20 protein-coding genes are annotated in these 21,881 nt (G+C 59.5%); 14 read left to right on the top strand and 6 right to left on the bottom strand.

Features of this window, described 5'->3' with window-relative positions; genetic code table 11:
• The first annotated feature begins 2 nt into the window (after positions 1 to 2).
• The 3 genes from Q1M54_RS05675 (at position 3) to Q1M54_RS05665 (ending at position 2,149) form a co-directional block, all read left to right on the top strand.
• A complete protein-coding gene (locus Q1M54_RS05675; RefSeq protein WP_300555040.1) occupies positions 3 to 422 on the top strand; it encodes a biopolymer transporter ExbD in 420 nt (139 codons plus the stop codon).
• 13 nt (positions 423 to 435) lie between these two features.
• Entirely contained in the window at positions 436 to 1,410 is a 975-nt protein-coding gene (gene tolA, locus Q1M54_RS05670; RefSeq protein WP_300555038.1) for a cell envelope integrity protein TolA, read from the top strand.
• A gap of 133 nt (positions 1,411 to 1,543) precedes the next feature.
• Complete coding sequence (locus Q1M54_RS05665) at positions 1,544 to 2,149, top strand: hypothetical protein (RefSeq protein ID WP_300555035.1); 606 nt, start codon at positions 1,544 to 1,546, stop codon at positions 2,147 to 2,149.
• A 23-nt stretch (positions 2,150 to 2,172) separates the two neighbouring features.
• On the opposite strand, the gene dnaE is transcribed toward Q1M54_RS05665, so the two are convergent.
• The 4 genes from dnaE to Q1M54_RS05645 form a co-directional block, all read right to left on the bottom strand.
• Positions 2,173 to 5,700 carry a DNA polymerase III subunit alpha gene (gene dnaE, locus Q1M54_RS05660; RefSeq protein WP_300555032.1) on the bottom strand — a complete coding sequence of 1,176 codons (3,528 nt, stop codon included), beginning with the start codon at positions 5,698 to 5,700 and terminating at the stop codon, positions 2,173 to 2,175.
• A gap of 83 nt (positions 5,701 to 5,783) precedes the next feature.
• A complete protein-coding gene (locus tag Q1M54_RS05655) occupies positions 5,784 to 6,479 on the bottom strand; it encodes a DUF599 domain-containing protein (RefSeq protein WP_300555029.1) in 696 nt (231 codons plus the stop codon).
• Between the two features lie 124 nt (positions 6,480 to 6,603).
• Entirely contained in the window at positions 6,604 to 7,137 is a 534-nt protein-coding gene (locus Q1M54_RS05650) for a flavodoxin family protein (protein ID WP_300555026.1), read from the bottom strand.
• 72 nt (positions 7,138 to 7,209) lie between these two features.
• Positions 7,210 to 7,923 (bottom strand): pirin family protein, encoded by a 714-nt coding sequence (locus Q1M54_RS05645; RefSeq protein ID WP_300555023.1) that lies wholly within the window; start codon positions 7,921 to 7,923, stop codon positions 7,210 to 7,212.
• Positions 7,924 to 8,050: 127 nt separating this feature from the next.
• Here Q1M54_RS05645 and Q1M54_RS05640 point away from each other — a divergent pair, with 127 nt between their 5' ends.
• The 7 genes from Q1M54_RS05640 to Q1M54_RS05610 all read left to right on the top strand — a co-directional run bounded on the left by Q1M54_RS05640 (position 8,051) and on the right by Q1M54_RS05610 (position 13,577).
• On the top strand, positions 8,051 to 8,989 hold the full coding sequence (locus Q1M54_RS05640) for a LysR family transcriptional regulator (RefSeq protein ID WP_300555020.1): 939 nt from the start codon (positions 8,051 to 8,053) through the stop codon (positions 8,987 to 8,989).
• A 77-nt stretch (positions 8,990 to 9,066) separates the two neighbouring features.
• Positions 9,067 to 10,113 (top strand): FAD-dependent oxidoreductase, encoded by a 1,047-nt coding sequence (locus Q1M54_RS05635; protein ID WP_300555017.1) that lies wholly within the window; start codon positions 9,067 to 9,069, stop codon positions 10,111 to 10,113.
• A gap of 20 nt (positions 10,114 to 10,133) precedes the next feature.
• Entirely contained in the window at positions 10,134 to 11,060 is a 927-nt protein-coding gene (gluQRS, locus tag Q1M54_RS05630) for a tRNA glutamyl-Q(34) synthetase GluQRS (RefSeq protein WP_300555014.1), read from the top strand.
• 47 nt (positions 11,061 to 11,107) lie between these two features.
• A complete protein-coding gene (locus Q1M54_RS05625; protein ID WP_300555011.1) occupies positions 11,108 to 11,335 on the top strand; it encodes a DUF6364 family protein in 228 nt (75 codons plus the stop codon).
• Entirely contained in the window at positions 11,322 to 11,789 is a 468-nt protein-coding gene (locus Q1M54_RS05620; protein ID WP_300555008.1) for a PIN domain-containing protein, read from the top strand. Before Q1M54_RS05625 ends, Q1M54_RS05620 begins: the two co-directional genes overlap by 14 nt.
• Before the next feature lie 137 nt (positions 11,790 to 11,926).
• Positions 11,927 to 12,631 carry a tRNA (guanosine(46)-N7)-methyltransferase TrmB gene (trmB, locus tag Q1M54_RS05615; protein WP_300555078.1) on the top strand — a complete coding sequence of 235 codons (705 nt, stop codon included), beginning with the start codon at positions 11,927 to 11,929 and terminating at the stop codon, positions 12,629 to 12,631.
• A gap of 1 nt (position 12,632) precedes the next feature.
• Positions 12,633 to 13,577 carry a pseudouridine synthase gene (locus Q1M54_RS05610; RefSeq protein WP_300555005.1) on the top strand — a complete coding sequence of 315 codons (945 nt, stop codon included), beginning with the start codon at positions 12,633 to 12,635 and terminating at the stop codon, positions 13,575 to 13,577.
• Between the two features lies 1 nt (position 13,578).
• Here the strand turns inward: Q1M54_RS05610 and Q1M54_RS05605 are convergent, their stop codons facing one another.
• Positions 13,579 to 16,692: an FAD-binding and (Fe-S)-binding domain-containing protein gene (locus Q1M54_RS05605; protein ID WP_300555002.1), complete on the bottom strand. Its 3,114-nt coding sequence runs from the start codon at positions 16,690 to 16,692 to the stop codon at positions 13,579 to 13,581.
• Positions 16,689 to 17,429: a GntR family transcriptional regulator gene (locus Q1M54_RS05600; protein ID WP_300555000.1), complete on the bottom strand. Its 741-nt coding sequence runs from the start codon at positions 17,427 to 17,429 to the stop codon at positions 16,689 to 16,691. The genes Q1M54_RS05605 and Q1M54_RS05600 overlap by 4 nt, the downstream gene beginning before the upstream one ends.
• A gap of 114 nt (positions 17,430 to 17,543) precedes the next feature.
• Between Q1M54_RS05600 and Q1M54_RS05595 the strand changes: the two genes are divergently transcribed.
• The 4 genes from Q1M54_RS05595 (at position 17,544) to Q1M54_RS05580 (ending at position 21,807) form a co-directional block, all read left to right on the top strand.
• The gene (locus tag Q1M54_RS05595) at positions 17,544 to 18,734 is read left to right on the top strand and encodes an aminotransferase class V-fold PLP-dependent enzyme (protein ID WP_300554997.1); all 1,191 of its coding nucleotides are present in this window, start codon (positions 17,544 to 17,546) and stop codon (positions 18,732 to 18,734) included.
• 69 nt (positions 18,735 to 18,803) lie between these two features.
• A complete protein-coding gene (locus Q1M54_RS05590; protein WP_300554994.1) occupies positions 18,804 to 19,781 on the top strand; it encodes a tripartite tricarboxylate transporter substrate binding protein in 978 nt (325 codons plus the stop codon).
• Positions 19,781 to 20,569, top strand: a complete 789-nt coding sequence (locus tag Q1M54_RS05585; RefSeq protein ID WP_300554992.1) for an enoyl-CoA hydratase/isomerase family protein — start codon at positions 19,781 to 19,783, stop codon at positions 20,567 to 20,569. Before Q1M54_RS05590 ends, Q1M54_RS05585 begins: the two co-directional genes overlap by 1 nt.
• Before the next feature lie 2 nt (positions 20,570 to 20,571).
• A complete protein-coding gene (locus Q1M54_RS05580) occupies positions 20,572 to 21,807 on the top strand; it encodes a CoA transferase (protein WP_300554990.1) in 1,236 nt (411 codons plus the stop codon).
• The last annotated feature ends 74 nt before the right edge of the window (positions 21,808 to 21,881 follow it).

Raw genomic sequence — 21,881 nt, 5'->3', positions numbered from 1 at the left:
GCATGCCCGCCACATCCTCCCGAGGTCGCGGACGCCGCACCATCTCGGAAATCAACATGGTGCCCTTCATCGACGTGATGCTGGTGCTCCTCATCATCTTCATGGTCACCGCGCCCATGATCACGCCCAGCATGGTGGACCTGCCCAGCGTGGGCAAAGCCGCCAAGCAACCCGACAAAGTCATCCAAATCGTCATCCAAAAAGACGAACGGCTGGAACTGGTAAGCGATGGCAAAACCGACAGCGCCACCCTGCAAAGCGTGGCCAACAGCGTGAAACGACTGGTGGGCGACGATGCCAACACAGCCGTGGTCATCAGCGCCGACCGCACGGTGAAATACGAAACCGTGGTCAAGGTCATGGACAGTCTGCAGCGGGCGGGTATTGCCCGCGTCGGCTTGTCTGTTCAGTTGGCGCCTTGAAAAGGACTCCGTTTTGAACGCCAAGGCGACACCGCACCTCGAGTTTGCGCCCCCCGAGCAGCCCGGCATGGGCCGCGCTTGGGTGATTGCAGGCGTGGCGCACGTTTTGTTGTTTTTGGCGTTGGGCCTGGCCACGGCCTGGAAAACCCAACCGCAAACCCTGCAAGCCGAAGCCGAGCTGTGGTCCGCCGTGCCGCAGGCAGCCGCCCCCCGATTGCAAGAACCCGTGCCCGAGCCGGAACCTGTGCCGGTGCCTGAAACCCGACCAACGCCTCCTGCCAAACCCACACCACCGCCACCACCAGCCCCTGATCCGGCGATGGAACTGAAAGACGCACAAATCGCGCTGGAGAAGAAAAAACAAGAAGAAAAGAAAAAAGAAGCCGACAAGCTGAAAGCAGAAAAGCTCAAGGCCGAGAAAGAAAAGTTGGAGAAAGAAAAAATAAACAAAGCCAAAGCTGAAAAAGAAAAAGCAGAAAAGGACAAGACCGAGAAGGCCAAGCTTGAGAAGGAAAAACTCGCCAAAGAGAAAAAGGCCCAAGAAGACAAAGAGCGGGAGAAGAAAAAAGCCGCTGAAAGAGACAAAGCCGAGAAAGCTGAAAAAGCCGACGCCGCCAGGGCTGACGCCTTGCGTCAGGAAAACCTCAAGCGCATGCAAGGCATGGCAGGTGCCTCGGGCGGCGAAAACGCCACCGGGACAGCTCTCAAATCGTCCGGGCCATCGGCCACTTATGCGGGCCGCTTGGTGGGCCGCATCAAACCCAACATCACCTACCCCGGCGACGTCGTGGGCAACCCCAGAGCCGAGGTGGAGGTCCGCGTTGCGCCAGACGGGGTCATTCAGAGCCGCCGAATACTCCAATCGAGTGGCAACAAGGCCTGGGATGAGGCCGTTTTGCGGGCCATCGACAAGACCGAAATTTTCCCCAAAGACACCGATGGCCGGGTGCCACCGGTGATCGTGCTGGGCTTTAGGCCTCTGGACTGAGCGAGGGCCGTATCAAAGCCTGTTCAAGGCCCAGCGACTCAACTTTGTCTGTGTTGTGCCGATTCCACATCAAGAGTGATGTGAGTTCGCTCAACCCTCGCGCATTCAACTTGGCAACCCACACCCCAAACCCATGAAAATTTTTGCCATTTGTTTGATCAGCGCCATTGGATGGTTGCCTGTGTCCAATGCTTGGGCTCAAAAAAAACCGGCTGGCGCGTGTTTTGTGGCCCATTTCAAATCGCTCGCGCTGCGCACCCATGCCCCCGAGGCACGGGCCAATTTGGCCAAAGATTGGCTGGAGCGCAATGCCGGCAGCTGCACCGATGTTCAATTGGCCACGATCTTGGCCAACAGCCCCAACTGGTTGGGCACCGCCATGACGCTGGAGATATCCTCCATCCTTGAAGGCGCCATTGAGGCCAAGATTGTCGGCAACCCCGAATTGATGGGCAAGCTTTATGAGTCTCTGGGCAAAGAAGGCCAAGCGTCCACGGTCAGTTACAGCACGCCCACGCCGCGAGCGCCAGTGGTCAGGCCCATGGTCAACACAGGCGTCATAGCAGGCAGTCCCAATTTTGGTTCCATCACAGGCAACACCACCGTCAACCAGAACAACAACCAGTTGAGCAACGCCAGCAGCAGCAACGCGTCCAACAGCAACCAAAATGCTTCGCCCGACGCCTTCTCTGGGACCAGCATCAACAACCCGCAGATGCCGCAAAACAGCGCCCGCTGATGCGGACTGACGCAGAAGTCCGGTCAGTCGTAAACAATCCGCGCCTGGCCTTGGTCGGCTTGTGCCATCCAACTGGCCAAAGCTGCATCGGTCGGGAAAAATTTGGCAGCCTCGCCCAGCGCCAGCTCGGCGCGAGCGCCCAGCGACTCATGGCGCCGCTCCAGCACCAAACGAACGGGCAAACCGCGCACCAGGTCGCCCTGCTCGGTTTGTTCGCGCTGCGCTGGGAACTCTCTGACGATGCGGGCAATGTCGGGCGCACGGCCATTGACCGCCACGCGCAGGTATTTGCCAAAGCGGCAGCGGGCGGCGCCCAGGTCCATGATCTGCTCGATCTTGAGCCGAAAGCCACCCGAAAAACGGTCGGCCTGCATCTTGGCCGTGACGATGATCAGCTCATCGTCTTTGAGCAAATGCTTGGCCGAGTTGATCAGGGTTTCGTCGGCGGTGGCCTCCATCACGCCCGATTTGTCATCGAGTTTGAAGATGGCCACCTTGCCACGTTGACCATTGATGATGCGCAAATCACTCACGATGCCGGCCAAGACCATGGACTCGCGGCTGTCGATCAACTCGTCAATTTTGCGGCGGGCAAATTGGCGCACTTCACGCTCGACTGCATCGAACAAATGGCCTGACAAGAAAAAGCCAACGGCTGTTTTTTCAAGCAGCAGGCGCTCCTTGATGCCCCAAGGCATGACCTCGACCAACTCGGGCTCTTGCGTGCTGGAGCCGTGGGAATCGTCGCCCAGCATGTCAAACAAACCGCCCTGATTGGCATTGGCTGTGGTGGCGCTTGAGAAGTCAAAAGCCCGATCAATGCTGGCCGACAACGCCGCGCGGTTCATGTGCAGCGAGTCAAAGGCGCCGGCCTTGATCAGCGCGTCCACCGTGCGTTTGTTGATGCGGGTACGGTCCACACGCACAGCAAAGTCGAACAAACTGGTGAAAGGGCCACCTTCGTTGCGGGCCGCCACAATGGCGTCGATCGCCTGCTGGCCCGTGCCCTTGATGGCCCCGAGGCCATAGCGGATGATCTTGTCGGTGACGGGCTCAAAGCGGTGTGTGCCCCGGTTTACGTCAGGCGGGTCAAAGCGGATACCGAACTTGAGCGCATCTTCGTACAAGACCTTGAGCTTGTCGGTGTCGTCCATCTCCACCGTCATGTTGGCGCAGAAAAACTCGGCGGTGTAGTGCACCTTGAGCCAACCCGTGTGGTACGCCAACAAGGAGTAAGCGGCCGCGTGTGACTTGTTGAAGCCATAGCCTGCAAAGCGCTCCATCAGGTCAAAGATTTCATCGGCCTTTTCCTGAGGAATGTTGTGAGTGGCCAGTGCCCCATCACGAAACTTTTCGCGGTGCTCGGCCATTTCTTCGGCTTTTTTCTTGCCCATGGCGCGGCGCAGCAAGTCAGCGCCACCCAGTGAATACCCACCCAAAATCTGCGCGGTTTGCATCACCTGTTCTTGATAGACCATGATGCCGTAGGTCTCACTCAGCATTTGGGCCACCGCCGGGTGCGGATATTCCACCTGCTCACGGCCGTGTTTGCGGGCCACAAAACTGGGAATCAGGTCCATAGGCCCTGGGCGGTAAAGCGCGTTCAGGGCAATCAGGTCTTCCAAGCGGCTGGGGCGGGCGTCGCGCAGCATGCCCTGCATGCCCCGGCTTTCAAACTGAAACACAGCCTCGGTTTTGCCATCCGAAAACAGCTTGTAGGTGTGCGCGTCGTCGAGTGGGATGTTTTCAAAGGCAAAGTTTTCTTGGCCTTTGTGCCGCTTCATGATGAACTCGCGGGCGATCTCCAAAATCGTCAGCGTGGCCAGCCCCAAAAAGTCGAACTTGACCAAGCCCGCCGCTTCCACGTCGTCCTTGTCGTATTGGCTGACCGCCGATTCGCTGCCTGGCTGCTGGTACAGCGGGCAAAAGTCGGTCAGCTTGCCCGGTGCGATCAGCACACCCCCGGCATGCATGCCCACGTTGCGGGTCATGCCTTCGAGCTTTTGCGCCAGCTCGATGAGGGTTTTCACATCCTCCTCGCGCTCAATGCGCTCGGCCAGAATGGGTTCCATGGCAATGGCGTAGTTGTTCTTGTCGCCCTCTTTGGGCGTGGCAGGTGGGTATTGCAAGGTGACCGACATGCCCGGTTTATTGGGGATCAACTTGCTGATGCCGTCGCAAAAGGTGTAGCTCATGTCGAGCACGCGGCCCACATCGCGAATGGCCGCACGCGCGGCCATGGTGCCGAATGTGACAATCTGGCTGACGGCCTCACGGCCGTATTTGTCTTTCACATAATCGATCACCCGGTCGCGGTTGCCCTGGCAAAAGTCAATGTCGAAGTCGGGCATGGAGACCCGCTCGGGGTTCAAAAACCGCTCAAACAGCAAGTTGTATTGCAAAGGGTCGAGGTCCGTGATCTTGAGCGCATAAGCCACCAAAGAGCCCGCACCCGAACCCCGACCAGGGCCCACCGGGCAGCCGTTGGCCTTGGCCCATTGAATGAAGTCACCCACGATCAAGAAGTAGCCCGGAAAACCCATCTTCAAGATGGTGTTCAGCTCGAACTCTAGGCGTTCCACATAGCGAGGACGTTCTTCGCTGCGCTTGGTTTCGACGGGGTACAGGTGCGCCAAGCGCAGCTCCAAGCCTTCAAAAGACACATGCCGGAAATAGTCTTCGACCGACATGACCACGCCGTTGACTGGCGGTATCGGAAAGTCTGGTAACTGGGGTTTGCCCAACACCAGGCTCAGGTTGCAGCGCTTGGCAATTTCCAGCGTGTTGGCAATTGCACTGGGCACATCCGCAAACAAGGCACACATCTCGGCCGCCGACTTGAAATACTGCTCACGGGTGAAGCGCCGAATTCGCCGCGGGTTGGCCAAAATTTCACCCTCTGAGATACAGACCCGCGCTTCGTGGGCTTCGTAATCTTCTGGGCCATGAAACTGCACAGGGTGCGTGGCCACCACCGGCAAACCCAGGCGAGCGGCCAGTGCCACGGCACCCGCCACCTGAGGTTCATCTTCGGGGCGACCTGCGCGCTGCAGCTCCAAATAAAAACGGTGCGGGAATATTGAGCCCAATTGCAGCGCCAGATCAGCGGCCTTGTTGGCGTCTCCCTGCACGATGGCCTGCCCCACAGGACCGGCTTGGGCACCGGACAGCAATACCAATCCGTTCGCCAATTCCTTGAGCCAGGCCAGCTTGACGACGGCCACGCCTTTGACAATGTTCTGCGTCCAAGCCCGGGCCAACAACTCACAAAGGTTCAGATAGCCGGGATGGCTTTGCACCAGCAAAACCACGCGGCTGGTGACACCGACATCGCCACCCAAGCCTTCAAGAATGATTTCGGCGCCAATGATGGGTTTGACACCTTTGGCGCGACCTTCTTTGTAAAACTTGACTGTGCCAAACAGGTTGTTCAGGTCAGTAATGGCCAGCGCAGGCTGCGCGTCTTTGGCTGCAATTTTGACCACATCGTCGATGCGACAAGTGGCGTCAACGACAGAGAATTCGGAGTGAAGGCGCAGGTGAACGAACATAGCATCGCATTGTAGGAGCTCACCCCCAGGCTTTTGCTCCTTGTTGGCGCGCGATCTGGAAGTGGATTCTTTAGAATTCTTTTTCAGCCGCGCAGCACTTGCAGCACGTCCGATCTGAACTCGCGGCCATAAAGAATCAACACCACCAATGCCGTGGCCATCACCAAGGCCATAGGGGAAAAGAACCAAGCCATGGCGGCAAATGAAAAGTAGTAAGCACGCAAACCATCGTTGAAAGTTTCAGCCGCTGCACTGACCAAATTGCCAGCACGTTCAGCGTAATGCTGGCGGTCAAACTTTTCAGCAGCAAATTCTTCAGGCGGTGGCATCGCTCCGATGGCCAAGGCGACAAAAGTGTAGAGCCGCATGGACCAAGAGAAACGGAAAAAAGCATAAACAAAGACACCCACCAAGACCAGGATCTTGAGTTCAAACACCAGCAAAGGGGTAGGCTGTGCAAACGGGATCTCGCCCACCAAGCCGGCAGCCTTGTCGGTGGTGCCCAGTAAGGCAAACAGACCACCGATGATGATGATGCTGGTGGACGAGAAGAAAGCGGGGGTTTGAGACAGGTTCTGGGTGATCAGCCCATCCAGCATGCGGGGGTCACGGGCCGTGGCCTGCAACATCCACATTTGCCGGTATCGGTTGGTGGTCGCGATCAGGGTCTGATCGCGCAGACCACGCACTTTAGCCAGCCAAGCGTAGCCGACCCACAATCCAAAAAAAGTCAAGAGCGCAAGCCAGTCGAGCCAAGGCAGCAAAGTGATGATTTTCATGCCCCTATCCTAGCAAGCACCGCCAAGCGCCAGCCGTGTGTCAGGTCGCTTGGCCCTTGGGCGAAAAAAAAGCCAGAACCGCTTGGCGGCTCCGGCTAGGGCTCAAGGCCTCAAACTTGAAGCATCAAACACGCCACTTGGCCGCCACGGCAGCCACACGCTCACCATAGGCCTTAGCGGTATCCAAGTCGCCTTGTGGAATGTCTTCGGCTGGACTGGTGGGGCCGACTTGCGCCATCACACCGGAGTTGGAGCCGATGCGGTTGATGGTGCCGTCGTTCATGGCCGGCTGACCTACCCACACCATGCCTTGTTGCATGGCCAAAGTGATGAAGTACTGGATGGTGGACAGTTTGTCACCGCTCGGGCTGGCCGAAATGGTGAAGCCACCGGCCACTTTGTCTTTCCAGGCACTGCTGAACCACCGCTTGGACGTGGCGTCAGCAAACTTTTTGAACTGCCAAGAGGCCATGCCCATGTAAGTGGGCGAGCCGAAAATGATGGCATCGGCTGCGTCCAAAGCGGCCCAATCGGCATCGGTGATGTTGCCGTCGGCATCGATCGCGATGGTTTGGGCATTGGCGCCTTGGGCCACAAATTGGGCCACGCGCTGGGTATGGCCGTAGCCGGAATGGTAGACAACAACTGTTTTAGCCATGAGATAACTCCTGAATGTTGAGAAAAAGATAGGAAAAATACGGACACCGCCTAGAGCGGCCTTCAGTCGCGATCATGCGGACAAATCAAACACCAAGACTTCGGCATTGTCGCCTTGGGTCAACGCCAAAGACTGTTCGACTTGCAACATGGCCGCATCACCCGCCTTGAGCGACTGGCCATTGACCTGCAAGCTTCCGCGCACCAAAAACACGTAAGCCTTTCGGGCGCTGTCCAGAGCCATCTCGGCGTTTTCAGCCCCATCAAAATGGCCAGCGTACATGCGGGCATCGGCGTGTATCTGCACGGTGTGGTCGGCTGCCATCGGGTCAGCGGGTGGTGCCGCCACCAGCGCCAGCTGGCCCCGTTTGGCACTGGTCGGTACGGTTTTTTGCTCGTACCCCGGGTCAATGCCCGTCACATTGGGTTCGATCCAGATTTGCAAAAAGTGTGTCTGCTCGCCTTGGGCATGGTTGAACTCGCTGTGGCGCACGCCGCTGCCTGCGCTCATGCGCTGTACATCGCCGGGCGGAATTCCCTTGACATTGCCCATGCTGTCTTGGTGGGCCAAGTTGCCCGAGAGCACGTAACTGATGATTTCCATGTCGCGGTGGCCATGCGTGCCAAAACCCGTACCGGGGTCGATGCGGTCTTCGTTGATGACGCGCAAGTTGCCAAAACCCATGTGCGCTGGATCAAAGTAGTTGGCAAAAGAAAAGCTATGGAACGATTTGAGCCAGCCGTGGTCGGCATAACCCCGATCGGCCGATTTGCGAAGGGTGAGCATGCAATTCTCCAATTCAGATGCTTGGCCAAATGCCAAACAATTTCATAACTGTAACGAACACCCTGTCCCGAAACGTTGATATGGTTTGCTGGCATCATTTAAAAATATTGAATGAAAATAGACAACCATGCAAACTCCACGCGACTGGCTGACACCCGAAGCCCTGCAAATGCTGCAAACCATCGGTCAACATGGCAGCTTTGCCGCCGCTGCCCGCAGCATGAACCTGGTGCCCAGCGCCCTGACCTACCGGGTTCGCCAAATTGAAGACGCACTCGATGTGCTGCTGTTTGATCGCAGTGCTCGCCAAGCAGTCCCAACGGCTGCAGGCCGTGAGTTGTTGCGCGAGGCAAGCCGTTTGCTCGACGACATGGACACTGTGGCCAACCGCGTACGCCGAGTGGCCACTGGCTGGGAGGCTGTGTTCACGTTGGCTGTGGACAGCATCATTTCGCGCAGCGTTGTGATGGATTTGTGCGCCCGTTTTTTGGCGCTGGGTACGCCCACACGCCTTCGCTTGCGATACGAGACCCTGTCGGGCACTCTGGCTGCGCTCACCACGGGCCAGGCCGATTTATCGCTGGGCGTGGTGCTGGAGCCGGGCCCGCAGACAGACATGCGACACGCCGTGTTGGGTGACATCACCTTTATCTATGCCGTGGCTCCGCACCACCCCTTGGCCCAAGCCCCCGAGCCGTTGAGCGACGCCAGCTTGCAACAACACCGCGCAGTGGCCGTGGCCGACTCGGTCAGTCGGGGTTCGGGGCTAACGATTGGTCTGCAGGGCGGTCAAGATGTCTTCACGGTGCCAGACATGCCGAGCAAGCTAGAGGCCCAATTGCGCGGTTTGGGCGGTGGTTTTTTACCCGAATCGCTGGCCCTGCCCTACCTTGACAAGGGTTTGTTGGTGGCCAAAATGGTCAACACCCCGCGTACCAACACCTGTCACTATGCCTGGCGTGATAACCGCCAAGCTCCTGCGGGACAGGCCCTCAAATGGTGGCTGGCACAGCTGGAAAATCAGACCACGCGGGACGCTTTGCTTCGGCCAAAGCACGCCGTCTGAAAACAGCTTGATCCTCAGGCATCGGGAATAACCCACCCGGGCTGTATCCGGGCCCTTTTCTCAGCTAAAGTGACCCCATGACTACACAACACATCGCCATCATCGGTGTCGGCATGGCCGGCGTCACTTGTGCACGCACTTTGCGCCAAGCGGGACACAACGTCACTTTGTTTGAAAAAAGCCGAGGCCTTGGAGGTCGCATGTCGACCCGCGCCAGCGCATTTGGTGGCTTTGACCACGGTGCGCAGTACTTTACGGTGCGCGATCCGCGTTTTGAATTGGCCATCGGCACCGCCCCAGGGGTTTGCAAGCCTTGGAGCGCCAATGCCGTTCGCGTGCTCGACCCCAATGGCCGTGTGATCGAAGCCGGCTTACCCGGCGGTGAGCGTCACTGGGTGGCAGCCCCCGGCATGAATGCCTTGGTCAAGGCTTGGGCGATGCCTTTGGTTGAAGACGGCAATGTGCAATTGCAGACCCGGGTCACCCAAATTGTGGCCGACCCCCTGAGAAAAAACGGCTGGCAGCTGCAAACCGAAACAGAGGATGGCGGACAACACGTCTACGCCGGCTTTGACAAAGTCATCTTGGCCATCCCCCCCGAACAAGCATCGGCTTTGCTCAAAGCCTCTGGCCTTGAGGCGCTTGCAAAACCTTTGGCCCAGGTCACGGTAGACCCTTGCTGGACGCTGATGTTGGCCTATCCACAAGCGGTGCAACCCGGCCTGATCACCATCGGCCCTCAGTGGAACGCTGCCCGCAGCACCCACCACCGTGTTGCCTGGATGGCGCGTGAATCGTCCAAGCCTGGTCGCGAGCGCATTGAGCGCTGGACTGTCCAAGCGAGTGCCCCTTGGTCTGCGGAGCACGTGAACGACACACCGGAGCGCGTGAAGGCCAAACTCATCAAGGCCTTTGCAGAGATCACGGGCATCCGCGTTACCCCAGCACACGCTGAGGTGCACCGTTGGTTGTATGCCAAAACCAATCAGGCTTTGGGCGAGAGCTTTGTGTGGTCCAAAGACCAAGGCATCGGCCTGTGTGGCGACTGGTGTTTGGGCCACCGGGTCGAGGACGCCTTTGTTTCTGGCCTGGAGCTGGCCTTGGCGGTGCTCAAAAAACGCTGATCACTGAACACTGAACCTCCATGGGGCTTTCTTACACAGGCCGGTTTGCGCCCTCGCCAACCGGCCTTTTGCATGCCGGATCCTTGGTCGCCGCTTTGGCCAGTTGGCTCGATGCGCGGGGACACAACGGGCAATGGTTGGTTCGCATCGAAGATGTGGACACGACGCGCTGCGTGCCGGGGGCTGACCAAGCCATCTTGCAGCAATTGGCAGCTTTCGGCCTGGTGGCCGATGGCCCAGTGATGTGGCAAAGCCATTGCAACGCTGCTTACCAAGGCGCACTGGACACGCTGGTTAAAAAAGGCTGGGCCTACCCCTGCGGCTGCTCGCGAAAAGACATCGAAACCGCCATCGCATCAGCGCAAGCCCCATCGGTGGCACGCCACCAAGCGGCGGTTTATCCAGGCACCTGCCGAGAGGGATTGAAAGGCAAACCCGCCCGCGCCTGGAGGCTCGATGTACAGGCGGTGCAAACTGCGCTGGGCCTGCCTGTTATCACCCACTGGACTGACCGCCGGTTGGGGCCACAGCAGCAAAAAGTGGCCGAAGAAGTGGGCGATTTTGTGTTGCGCCGCGCCGACGGGCTGTGGGCTTACCAACTGGCCGTGGTGGTGGACGATGCCGCGCAAGGCGTGTCCCACGTCGTGCGCGGCCAAGACTTGACCGACAACACGGGCAGGCAAATCTTGCTGCAACGCGCTTTGGCGTTGCCCACCCCCCAGTACCTGCACACGCCCTTGGTACTGGGTGCCAATGGCGAAAAGCTCAGCAAACAAAACGGCGCCTTGGCGCTGGATCTGCAGCAGCCCTTCCAAGCGCTGAATGCAGCGGCGCATGCCTTGGGACTGCCCAGGCTGCCCGAGAACACGACCATAGACCAAGCCTTGACCCATTGGACGGCTCTGCACGCTCAAACCCTAGGTACAGTGTTTGCATCCGAAGCATGATTCACACATAATATGTGTGAATTTCATGCCGTTGCGGAGGTCAAACCATGAACATCACCTTGTCTGTGGACGAGCGGATTGCTGAATCTGCGCGTGAAGCAGCCCGAAAAATGGGCAAAAGCCTGAACCAGGCCGTACGAGATTACTTGGAGCAACTCGCTGGGCAAGAACGTCAAGACGCCGAGTGGCAAGCTTGGGAACAACGCTGCTTGAGCGGCGGCGGGCAACTCAAGGGCTGGAAGTTTGACCGAGACGCCCTGCATGATCGCGGCTGAACCCACACCCCCTTGGGGCAGGCTGCTTGAACTGCCCAAAACCAGGTGCTTCATCGACACCAACATCTTGGTTTATGCCGACAGCCCCGACGAACCTCACAAACAGCGCATCGCCATCGATGTGCTGAGGCACCTGCGGTTTCAACATTTGGGAGTGTTGTCCACTCAGGTGCTCAACGAGTACATACAGGTCGGCCTGCGCAAACTGGGTCTGCCCCACAGCCATGTGCGCGCGCAACTGCTGTGCTACCGCCAAATGGACCTGGCTGGTGTGACGCCAGACACCATCGACATGGCGCTCGATCTCCACCAAAGTCATTCCTTGAGTTACTGGGACGCCCTGATTTTGGCCAGCGCCCACATTTCAGGTTGCGCTGTGTTGTTGACCGAAGACATGGGCGCAGGCGAAGTTCTGGCGGGCGTACAGTTGGTCAACCCGTTTGCAGCCACTTGACTCGTCACATCCCCCTCTCATCGCCCCACCCCAAACAGCAGCCGCGATAATCGCAGACTTTGCGAAACACTTCGGCCTTCAAGCCTTCCCTCATGACGATGTCCGAGAACACCCAGCAGCAGCCTGCCCACGAAAGTATGACCGAACAGGCTGCCCCCGACGCACCCTTCATGCGGCAAATCAAAACCTATGTCCTGCGTGCTGGCCGCATGGGTTCGGGCCAAGTGCGGGCATTTGAGCAATTCGGTCCCCAATTTTTGGTGCCTTACAGCGCAGAACGCTTGGACGTGCCTGCTGCCTTTGGGCGCAGCGCACCGCTGATTTTGGAAATCGGTTTTGGCATGGGCGACGCCACCGCCAAAATAGCGCAAGTGCGCCCCGACGACAACTTTCTGTGCTGCGAAGTGCATGAGCCGGGTGTGGGTGCCTTGCTCAAGCGTTGCGGCGAAGACCAGATTGACAACATCCGCATTGTGCAACACGACGCCATCGAGGTGATGGACAACATGCTAGGCCCGGACAGTCTGGACGGCGTGCACATTTTCTTTCCGGACCCTTGGCACAAAAGCCGCCACCACAAGCGCCGCCTGATCCAGTCGCCTTTCATCCAGCGCCTGGCCCGGCACATCAAGCCAGGTGGTTACCTGCACTTGGCCACCGACTGGCAGCCCTACTCCGAGCAAATGATGGGCGTTCTGCGCGCCGAACCTTTGCTGGTCAACACCAGCGATGCCCCAGATGGCTTTGCCACAAAACCCGACTACCGGCCACTGACCAAGTTTGAAAATCGGGGTCTCAAACTTGGCCACGGCGTGTGGGACCTGGTGTTCCGCCGCATCTGAAATGCGTGAATCCGGGCACCCAATCCAGTTGCCCATGCGCGAGGGTGTGAGCGCCAGCGTGGTGTCGGTTCCGCAAGGCGCACCGCACCTGCTCGATTTTTTGGCACAGCGCATGCCCGGTATTTCTCGCAGCGAATGGGCTGATCGCTTGGCGCAAGGCTTGGTGCTGAACGAAGACGGCCATGCGGCCCTGCCCCACCAAAGTTGCCAACCGGGCCAGCGCCTTTATTACTACCGGCATCTGGCCGATGAACCCCTGCTGCCGTTTCAGGCACAGGTCTTGTTTGAAGACGAGCACTTGCTGGTGGTCGACAAGCCGCACTTCATGCCCGTCACGCCCACAGGCCGCTATGTGCAGCAAAGCCTGTTGGTGCAGCTCAAGCGACAGACGGGGTGCGCCGATTTGGTCCCGCTGCACCGCATTGACCGCGAAACCGCGGGTCTGGTCTTGTTCGGTAAACGCCAGCAAGAGCGCGACGCTTACCACGCCCTGTTTCGGGCGCACCAGATCCACAAGACCTACCACGCAGTCGCGGCGCATGCACCCCACCTGAGGCTGCCGCGGGTGCACACCAGCCGCTTGGTGCCGGGCGAGCCGTTTTTCAGAACGCAGGAAGTGCCGGGGCCAGCCAACAGCGAAACACGCATCGCTTTGCTGCACACCGATGGCCAACGTGCCCTGTATGCGCTGGAGCCCATCAGCGGCAAGCGCCACCAACTGCGTGTCCACATGAACGCCTTGGGCTTGCCGATTGAAGGTGACCAGTTTTACCCCACCGTCATGCGCGGGCCGGACGCACCCGAAGACTTCAGCCAGCCGCTGCAACTCTTGGCGCAGTCGGTGCGCTTCACCGACCCCGTCACGGGTCAAGACAGAGCCTGGACCAGCGGACTGCGTTTGGCACTCAGTCCGCGCAGTCCGCCTGGAGGCGTTTTGGCTGCTTGACTCAGCCTGGCAGCAAACCCGCCAGCAACTGGCTCAGGTGCAAGGCCTCACGCTGAGCGCCGTGCTGAATTTGGTGGCGGCAACTGGTGCCATCGGCCACCACGATCGCATCGGGCTGGGCGCGCACAGCGGGCAACAGGCTCAGCTCGGCCATTTGCATGGACACCTCGAAGTGGCTGGCCTCGTAGCCAAAACTGCCGGCCATGCCGCAGCAACTGCTCTCAATCAGCTGCGGCTTGGCCCCCGGAATCCAGCGCAAGACCTCCATCACGGGTGACACCGCGTCAAAGGCTTTTTGGTGGCAATGACCGTGCAGCAAAACAGGGCGGTCCACCGGGGAAATCTGAGCTTTAAGAGCGTCCAGATGACCGGCATGGGCTTCACGGGCCAAAAACTCTTCAAACAGCAAGGCCTGCTGGGCGATCTTTTGAGCGCCCTCGCCCAAACCCATCACCAGTAACTCGTCGCGCAAGGTGAGCAAACACGAGGGCTCGAGGCCCACGATGGACAATCCACGCTCGGCGAAAGGCAGCAGGCTTTGCACAACCTCGCTGGCTTTTTCGCGGGCACGCTCTACCATGCCGGTGGCCAAGTAGGTGCGGCCGCAACACAGGTGCTTGCCGTCATCTTGCAACTTGGTGGCCACATGCACGGTATAACCGGCTGCCTGCAACACCTTGACGGCGGCATGCGCATTGGCCGACTCCAAGTAACCGTTGAAGGTGTCCACAAACAAGACCACGCCGCGCGTGGCAGTCAACACCTCGGCTCTGGTGGCCGTAGGCTGTGCGGGGCTTGCTGGCGTGTTGAAGAAGTGCTGCGTTTGCCACTGCGGCAAGCTGCGCTTAGCCGACAGGCCGATCAGCTTTTCGGTCAAGTTGGCCAAGAGCGGCATGCGGTTGCGCAGGTTGAGCACTGGGGCCAGGCGGGCTGCCCACACCGCGTATTCGGGCAAGTGGGCCACGACTTTGTCTTGCAGCGTGTGGCCGTGCTTGGCCTTGTAGTGCTGTAAAAACTCGACCTTCATCTTGGCCATGTCCACCCCGGTAGGGCAATCGCGTTTGCAGCCTTTGCAGCCCACGCACAAATCCATTGCATCGTGCACCGCTTGGCTGGACAAGGCGTCTTGGCCCGCCAGACCCTCAATCTGCCCGCTCAGGGCCAGGCGCAAGGTGTTGGCGCGGCCGCGCGTCAGGTGCTGCTCGTCGCGGGTCACACGGTAGCTGGGGCACATGGTGCCCGCATCGAACTTTCGGCAGTGGCCGTTGTTGTTGCACATTTCCACCGCTTTGGCCAGGCCTTGGGCCGGGTCACCGCCCGTGCCGGGTGCGCTGGTTTGCTCGGTCACCGGGTCGTTTTGCACGTCCCAAGCGCGCCAGTCGAGCGCCGTTTGTATGGGCACCACTTTATAAGTGGGCGAATACCGCATCAGGGTGGTGTCGTCCATTTTGGGCGGGTTGACGATGCGCTGGGGGCAAAGCAGTTGCCGCGGATCCATCTCACGTTTGATGAGCGCGAAGGCCTCCGAGATACGAGGACCAAACTGCCAACCAATCCACTCGCCCCGGCACAACCCGTCGCCGTGTTCGCCACTGAAAGCACCTTTGTAGCGGCGCACCAGTTCGCTCGCCTCTTCGGCAATGGCGCGCATTTTGGCAGCCCCATCGCGGCGCATGTCGAGGATAGGCCGCACATGCAAGGTGCCCACCGAGGCATGGGCGTACCAAGTGCCCCGGCTGCCGTATTTACGGAACACGCCGGTCAAGGCATCGGTGTACTCGGCCAGACTCTCCAACGGCACGGCGCAGTCTTCGATGAAGCTCACCGGCTTGCCGTCGCCGCGCAGGCTCATCATGATGTTCAGGCCTGCTTTGCGCACTTCCCACAGGTTCTTTTGAGGTGCATCCTCCACCATCTCGACCACGCTGCCGGGCAAGCCCAGATCGCCCATCAGTTCCACCAGCTCTTTGATCTTGTGTGCAATGTCACCCTTGCTCGGGCCAGAAAACTCCACCAGCAACACCGCCTCGGGCATGCCTCCGTTGATGTGCGGCGACAAGGCGGTGCGGATCGTGGGCGCAAAAGCCGGGTTCTGCAAAGACAGCTCGATCATGGTGCGGTCCACCAACTCGACCGCCGACAGCTGCCCCACCGGCATCCCCTGCCCCAGCTTGACGATGTGCTGCGCCGCGTCCATGGCTTGGTAAAAGCTGGGGAAGTTCACCACGCCCAAAACCTTGGCGCGGGGCACCTCGGCCAGGCGCAGCGTGAGTGAGCGGGTCAAGGCCAGTGTGCCCTCGCTGCCAATGAGCAAATGCGCCAGGTTGACCGAGCCGTCCGCCGTGTAAGGCCGCTCGTTTTGGTTGCGAAAAATGTCGAGGTTGTAGCCCGCCACGCGGCGCAACACTTTGGGCCACTGAGCGTCAATCTCACTGGCGTGTTGCAGCGCCAAGTCGCGCACAAAGTCGCCAATCTGGCGCACACGGCCTTGGGCTTGTTCATAGGCGCCAAAATCGAGCAAGCTGCCGTCGGCCAGCCAAGCCCGGGCGCCCAACACGTTGTGCACCATGTTGCCGTAGGCAATCGAGCGGCTACCGCAGGAATTGTTGCCCGCCATGCCGCCCAGCGTGGCTTGGGCGCTGGTGGACACGTCCACCGGATACCACAGCCCGTGTGTTTTGAGGGCAGCATTCAGATGGTCCAGTACCAGCCCTGGCTCTACGGTGGCGGTGCGCTGCTCAGCGTCAACCGACATGATCTTGCGCATGTGTTTGGAGTGATCAATGACCAGACCCGCGCCCACGGTTTGTCCGCACTGGCTGGTGCCGCCGCCACGCGGCACGATGGGTACGCCCAAGTCACGGCAAATGTCCAGCGCCCCGCGCACATCGGCTTCGTCATGCGGCACGAAAACGCCCACAGGCATTTCCTGATAAATCGACGCATCGGTGGCATAGCGGCCCCGGTCGGCGGGAGAAAACAAGACCTCCCCCCGGGTGTCGGAACGCAAGCGCTTGGCGAGCAGACCGGCCACCTCGTTGCTGATGTGAGCGACCTTGTCGTAAGCTTGGTCGGGCAAGGATTTGGACACATCGATCGGCAAAGGGGCGTTCATGGCGCTTTTCTTTCTGTCTGAAATGGGATAACGCTGAGGATGGTGCCCTCTGGCGAAGCAGAAATGGTCTGGCGTGAACTGCGCAGCTGCTCGATCACCACGTTGCGTTTGTTGTCCAGATGCTGCATCAGCACTTGGCGCAGGGCAGCCGGGTCACGGGCTTCCAAGGCTTGCACCATGGCGATGTGCTCGTCCACCGCGTGTTGCCATTTGTCTCCATCTTGGTTAGAGCGAAAACGCAGCGCCTGCAAGCGGGCATTGACTTGGTTGTAAGTGGCGGTCAGCACCGGGTTTTTGGCTGCTGCATTGATACTGCGGTGAATCGCCGCATTGACCTGGTAGTAGGCTGACAGGTCACGGCGGGTGTAAGCCGCCATCATTTCGTAATGCAAGGCCTTGATTTCATTGAGTTCGGCCTCGGTCACGCGCTGGGCGGCCAATTCGCCTGACAAGCCCTCCAGCCCGGCCATCACCTCAAAGGTGTGGCGCACATCGGCCTCGCTCAGTTGCACAGCGACCGAACCCCGGTTCGGCAAAAGCTCGACCAAGCCTTCAGCGGCCAACATCTTGATGGCCTCACGTAATGGCGTGCGTGAGATGCTCAGCTCTTCGCACAAGGTGCGCTCGTTGAGTTTGCCGCCAGGCGGGATCAGGCCTTCCACCAGCATTTGGCGCAGGCGGTGCGCGACTTGTTCATGCAAAACAGGTCGGGCAATGGACAGGTTTTCGGAATCCATGATTGATTTTGAATACAAAAATTGGGGCAGATTATCCCAATTTTAGGGCAAATACCCTTGACAAATGTATTTTGAATACAAAAAATACGCGCCATCAGAAAGGCTCTATTTCCCATGCTTGTCACCAATTTTCACCCCACCGGTCGCCACTTCTTGCAAATCCCAGGGCCCTCGCCTGTACCCGATCGCATCTTGCGCGCCATCAGCTCGCCCACCATCGACCACCGTGGCCCCGAATTCGGTGCCTTGGGCCTGAAAGTCCTGGCCGATGTGCAAAAGATTTTCAAAACCCGCCACCCGGTCATGATTTACCCGGCCTCTGGCACCGGTGCTTGGGAAGCGGCGCTGAGCAACGTGCTCCAAGCCGGCGACCATGTGCTGATGTACGAGACCGGCCACTTTGCTTTTTTGTGGAACAAGCTGGCCAACCAGCTGGGTCTCAAGTCCGAGGTTTTGAGCCTGCCTGGCCTGGAAGGCTGGCGCAACGGCGTGCAAGCCGACCTGATCGAACAGCGCCTGAAAGCTGACACGGGGCACAGCATCAAGGCCGTGTGCGTGGTGCACAACGAAACCTCGACCGGCGTGACGAGCGACATCGCCGCCGTGCGCCGCGCCATGGACGCAGCCAAGCACCCCGCCTTGCTTTTGGTGGACACCATTTCTGGCTTGGCCAGTGCCGACTACCGCCATGACGAATGGGGTGTGGACGTGACCATCAGCGGCTCACAAAAGGGCCTGATGCTGCCGCCTGGTATCGGCTTCAATGCCCTGTCGCCACGCGCCATCGAGGCCAGCCAAAAAGGCGGCATGCCCCGCAGCTATTGGGCCTGGGGCGAGATGATCGAGATGAACAAAAACGGCTACTGGCCCTCCACCCCCAACACCAATTTGCTTTATGGCTTGAGTGAGGCTTGCGACATGCTGCTGGCCGAGGGCCTGGACAAAGTCTTTGCGCGTCACCAGCGCTGGGCCGCTGGCGTGCGTGCAGCTGTCCATGCTTGGGGTTTGCCGATCCAGTGCGCCGATCCGGCGGTGTATTCCCCCATCCTGACCGGCGTCATGACTCCCGAAGGCGTGGACGCCGACGCGGTGCGCAAAGTCATCCATCAGCGCTTTGACTGTTCTTTGGGCACGGGCTTGGGCAAAGTCAAAGGCCGCATGTTCCGCATTGGCCACTTGGGCGATAGCAACGACCTGACCTTGATCGCCACCGTGGCGGGCTGCGAAATGGGCCTGAAGCTGTCGGGCGTGGCGCTGCAAGGCAGTGGCGTGCAGGCCATCATGGACCACTTTTCAAGCCACTGAACTCAGAACATAGAACCCAGGGCTTTCCGTTTTCTCGCGTGCATTTCTAACAAAACCCAAGGAGACAACATGAAACGCAGAACCTTTGTGGCCGCTAGCGCTGCCACTGCCGCAACGATGGTGGCGCCGTCAATCCAGGCCCAAACCCTGCCCGCCGGGCCGGTGCGCATCCTGGTGGGATTTGCACCAGGAGGCGGGACCGACATCTTGGCCCGCATCGTGGCGCAAAAGCTGCAAATCATGTGGGGCGTCACGGTGCTGGTTGAAAACCGAGCCGGAGCCACCGGGGTGATTGCTGCTGAAGCGGTGGCCAAGGCGGCTCCTGACGGCAACACACTGCTCATGGCACACATCAACAGCCATGCCTTGGCCCCGGCTCTCATGCCCAAACTCAGCTATGTGGTGGACCGCGACTTCTCGCCTTTGGCCTTGGTGGGGATCACACCCAATTTGTTGATTTCTAACAACGATCAACCCGCCAAGACGGTGGCCGAACTGGTGGCCCAATGCAAGGCCAACCCAGGCAAGGTCAGCTTTGGCTCTGCCGGTCAAGGCTCGGCACAGCACATGGCACTGGAGTCTTTCAAATTGGCTGCCGGTGTGGACACCATCCACATTCCCTACAAGGGATCAGGCCCCATGTTGGCGGATTTGATTGGGGGCCAGATCGGTTATTCGTTTGACACCATGACCGCTGCAACACCCCATGTCAAAAGTGGCAAAGTGCGCGCGATTGCTCAAACCCGAGCCAAGCGGGCATCCAGCTACCCCAATGTGCCAACCATGGTCGAGGCGGGCTTCCCCAACTTTGAGGCCACCACTTGGTACGGCCTGGCCGGCCCTGGCAAGTTGCCTGCGGCCATGGTTCAGCGCATGAACGAGGACATCAACAAAGTCTTGCTCATGCCGGACGTGATAGAAAAATTGGCTCAGTTTGGCGCAGAAGACGGTGGAGGTTCGGCCCAGCGCTTTGCCGATTTCATCCGCACTGAGCAAGTCAAGTGGGCCAAAGTGGTCAAAGACAGCAACGTCAAACTCGACAGCTGATGACCGACACCTTGACAGCAGGCACTGTGGATCTTGCCATCTGGCAAGGTGTGGCCACGGTGACCTTCAACCGCCCCCAGGCTCGCAATGCGATGACCTGGGGCATGTACCAACAACTCAGCCGCCACTGCGAAGCATTCAAAGTGGATACCAGTGTGCGCGCTGTGGTGTTTCGCGGCGCCGGAGGCCAAGCCTTTGTGGCAGGCACCGACATCGAACAATTCAAAAATTTCAGCACGGGCGAAGACGGCGTGGACTACGAGGCGCAAATCGAAGCCTGCATTGACTTGCTTTGCTCTTTGCCCATGCCCACCGTGGCGGTCATCGAAGGCTGGGCTGTCGGCGGCGGCCTGGCCATTGCCACCGCTTGCGACTTTCGCTTGGCCACACCGGGCTCGCAATTGGGTGTGCCCATTGCCAAAACATTGGGCAACTGCTTGTCGGTGGCGAATGTGGCGCGCCTGAGTGCCGCTTTCGGGCCGCAACGCGTCAAACGCATGCTCATGCTGGCCGAGATGATCGGCGCTGACGAGGCCTTGGCCTGCGGCTATTTGCACCAACTGGCTGAACCCACCGAAATGGATGGGGCAACCAGCGCTTTGGTGAAGCGCCTAACGGCCTTGGCTCCGGTGACCCAACAGGTGAGCAAACAAGCCCTGAACCGCTTGGTGCAGCATGCCGCACCCGAGGCCGAAGACCTGATCCGCCAGGCCTATGGCAGCGAAGACTTTCATGAAGGCGTCAACGCCTTTGTGGCCAAACGCCAACCCATTTGGAAAGGCCGCTGACGATGTCGATCACAGGAAGCGCGAAAAAGGCCCCGCGCACCGGACCTTTGGCCGGACTGCGCGTCCTCGAGATGACGCAGATCATGTCGGGCCCTACCTGTGGTTTGCTGTTGGCCGACATGGGGGCCGATGTCATCAAGATCGAAAAGCTACCCGGAGGCGATGACGCTCGGGGCTACCGCGACCCGCAAATCAACGGCGTGTCTGCGCCCTTTTTGATGCTCAACCGCAACAAGCGCGGACTGGCCATTGACCTGAAAAAACCACAAGGCCGCGCCCTGATGCTGCGCATGGTCCAAGACGCCGATGTGCTGGTCGAGAACTTCCGGGGCGGCACCATGGAAAAGCTCGGGCTGGGCTACGAAACCCTGCGCGAGGTGAACCCAGCTCTGATTTATTGCGCCATTTCGGGCTATGGCCGCACCGGCCCTTACGCCGACAAGGGCGGCTTTGACCTGATCGCCCAAGGCTTTGCTGGCTTGATGGCTGTGACGGGCGAGCCTGGTCGACCCCCTGCCAAAAGCGGCAACGCTGTGTCAGACATGAACGCGGGTATCTTGGCTGCCACGGGCATCTTGGCGGCTTACATCCACAAGCTCAAAACCGGCGAGGGCCAAATCGTGGACACCTCTTTGAGCGACGCTGCCCTGCAGCAAACCTATTGGCACGCCGCCGTTTGGCTGGCCACGCAGCGCGAACCGCAGCCCACGGGCTCGGCGCACATCCTGACCGCGCCCTACCAAGCCTTTGAAGCCAGCGATGGATGGATCAACATCGGTGGGGCCAACCAGACCAACTGGGAGCGCATTTGCACCGTGCTGGGCCACCCCGAGTGGCGCGAAGACCCCCGCTTTGTCACCAACAGCGACCGCATGGCGCACTTGGACGAATTGGTCACGCTCATGAACGCGGTGCTGCGGCAACGCACACGCGCCGAATGGCAGGCTGACATGGATGCTGCGGGCGTGCCTGCAGGCCCGGTCCACACCATTGGCGAGGCGCTGTCACACCCGCAAACTCTGGCACGCGGCATGGTGGTCACCTTGGAGCACCCGCAAGCGGGGACGACGCGCGGTATTGGGTGCCCGATCCACTTTTCGCAAACACCCACCAACACCGGACAGGCCGCGCCATTGCTGGGGCAACACACACGCGAACTGCTGCAAGAGCATGGTTTGAGCGAGACCGAAATAGATGACTTGATTGAGCAGGGAGCGGTCTCGCAAGCGGCGGCTTGATCGTCATGCTCAAAGCCACACGCTGGGCCACAAGCTGAATCACAAGCTGGCTAAAAAAATCGGACCCAAAGGTC

It is taken from the genome of Limnohabitans sp. Rim8 (assembly GCF_943326455.1).
Taxonomy (GTDB): Bacteria; Pseudomonadota; Gammaproteobacteria; order Burkholderiales; family Burkholderiaceae_C; genus Limnohabitans_A.
This window is presented reverse-complemented; position numbering and strand designations above follow the sequence as displayed.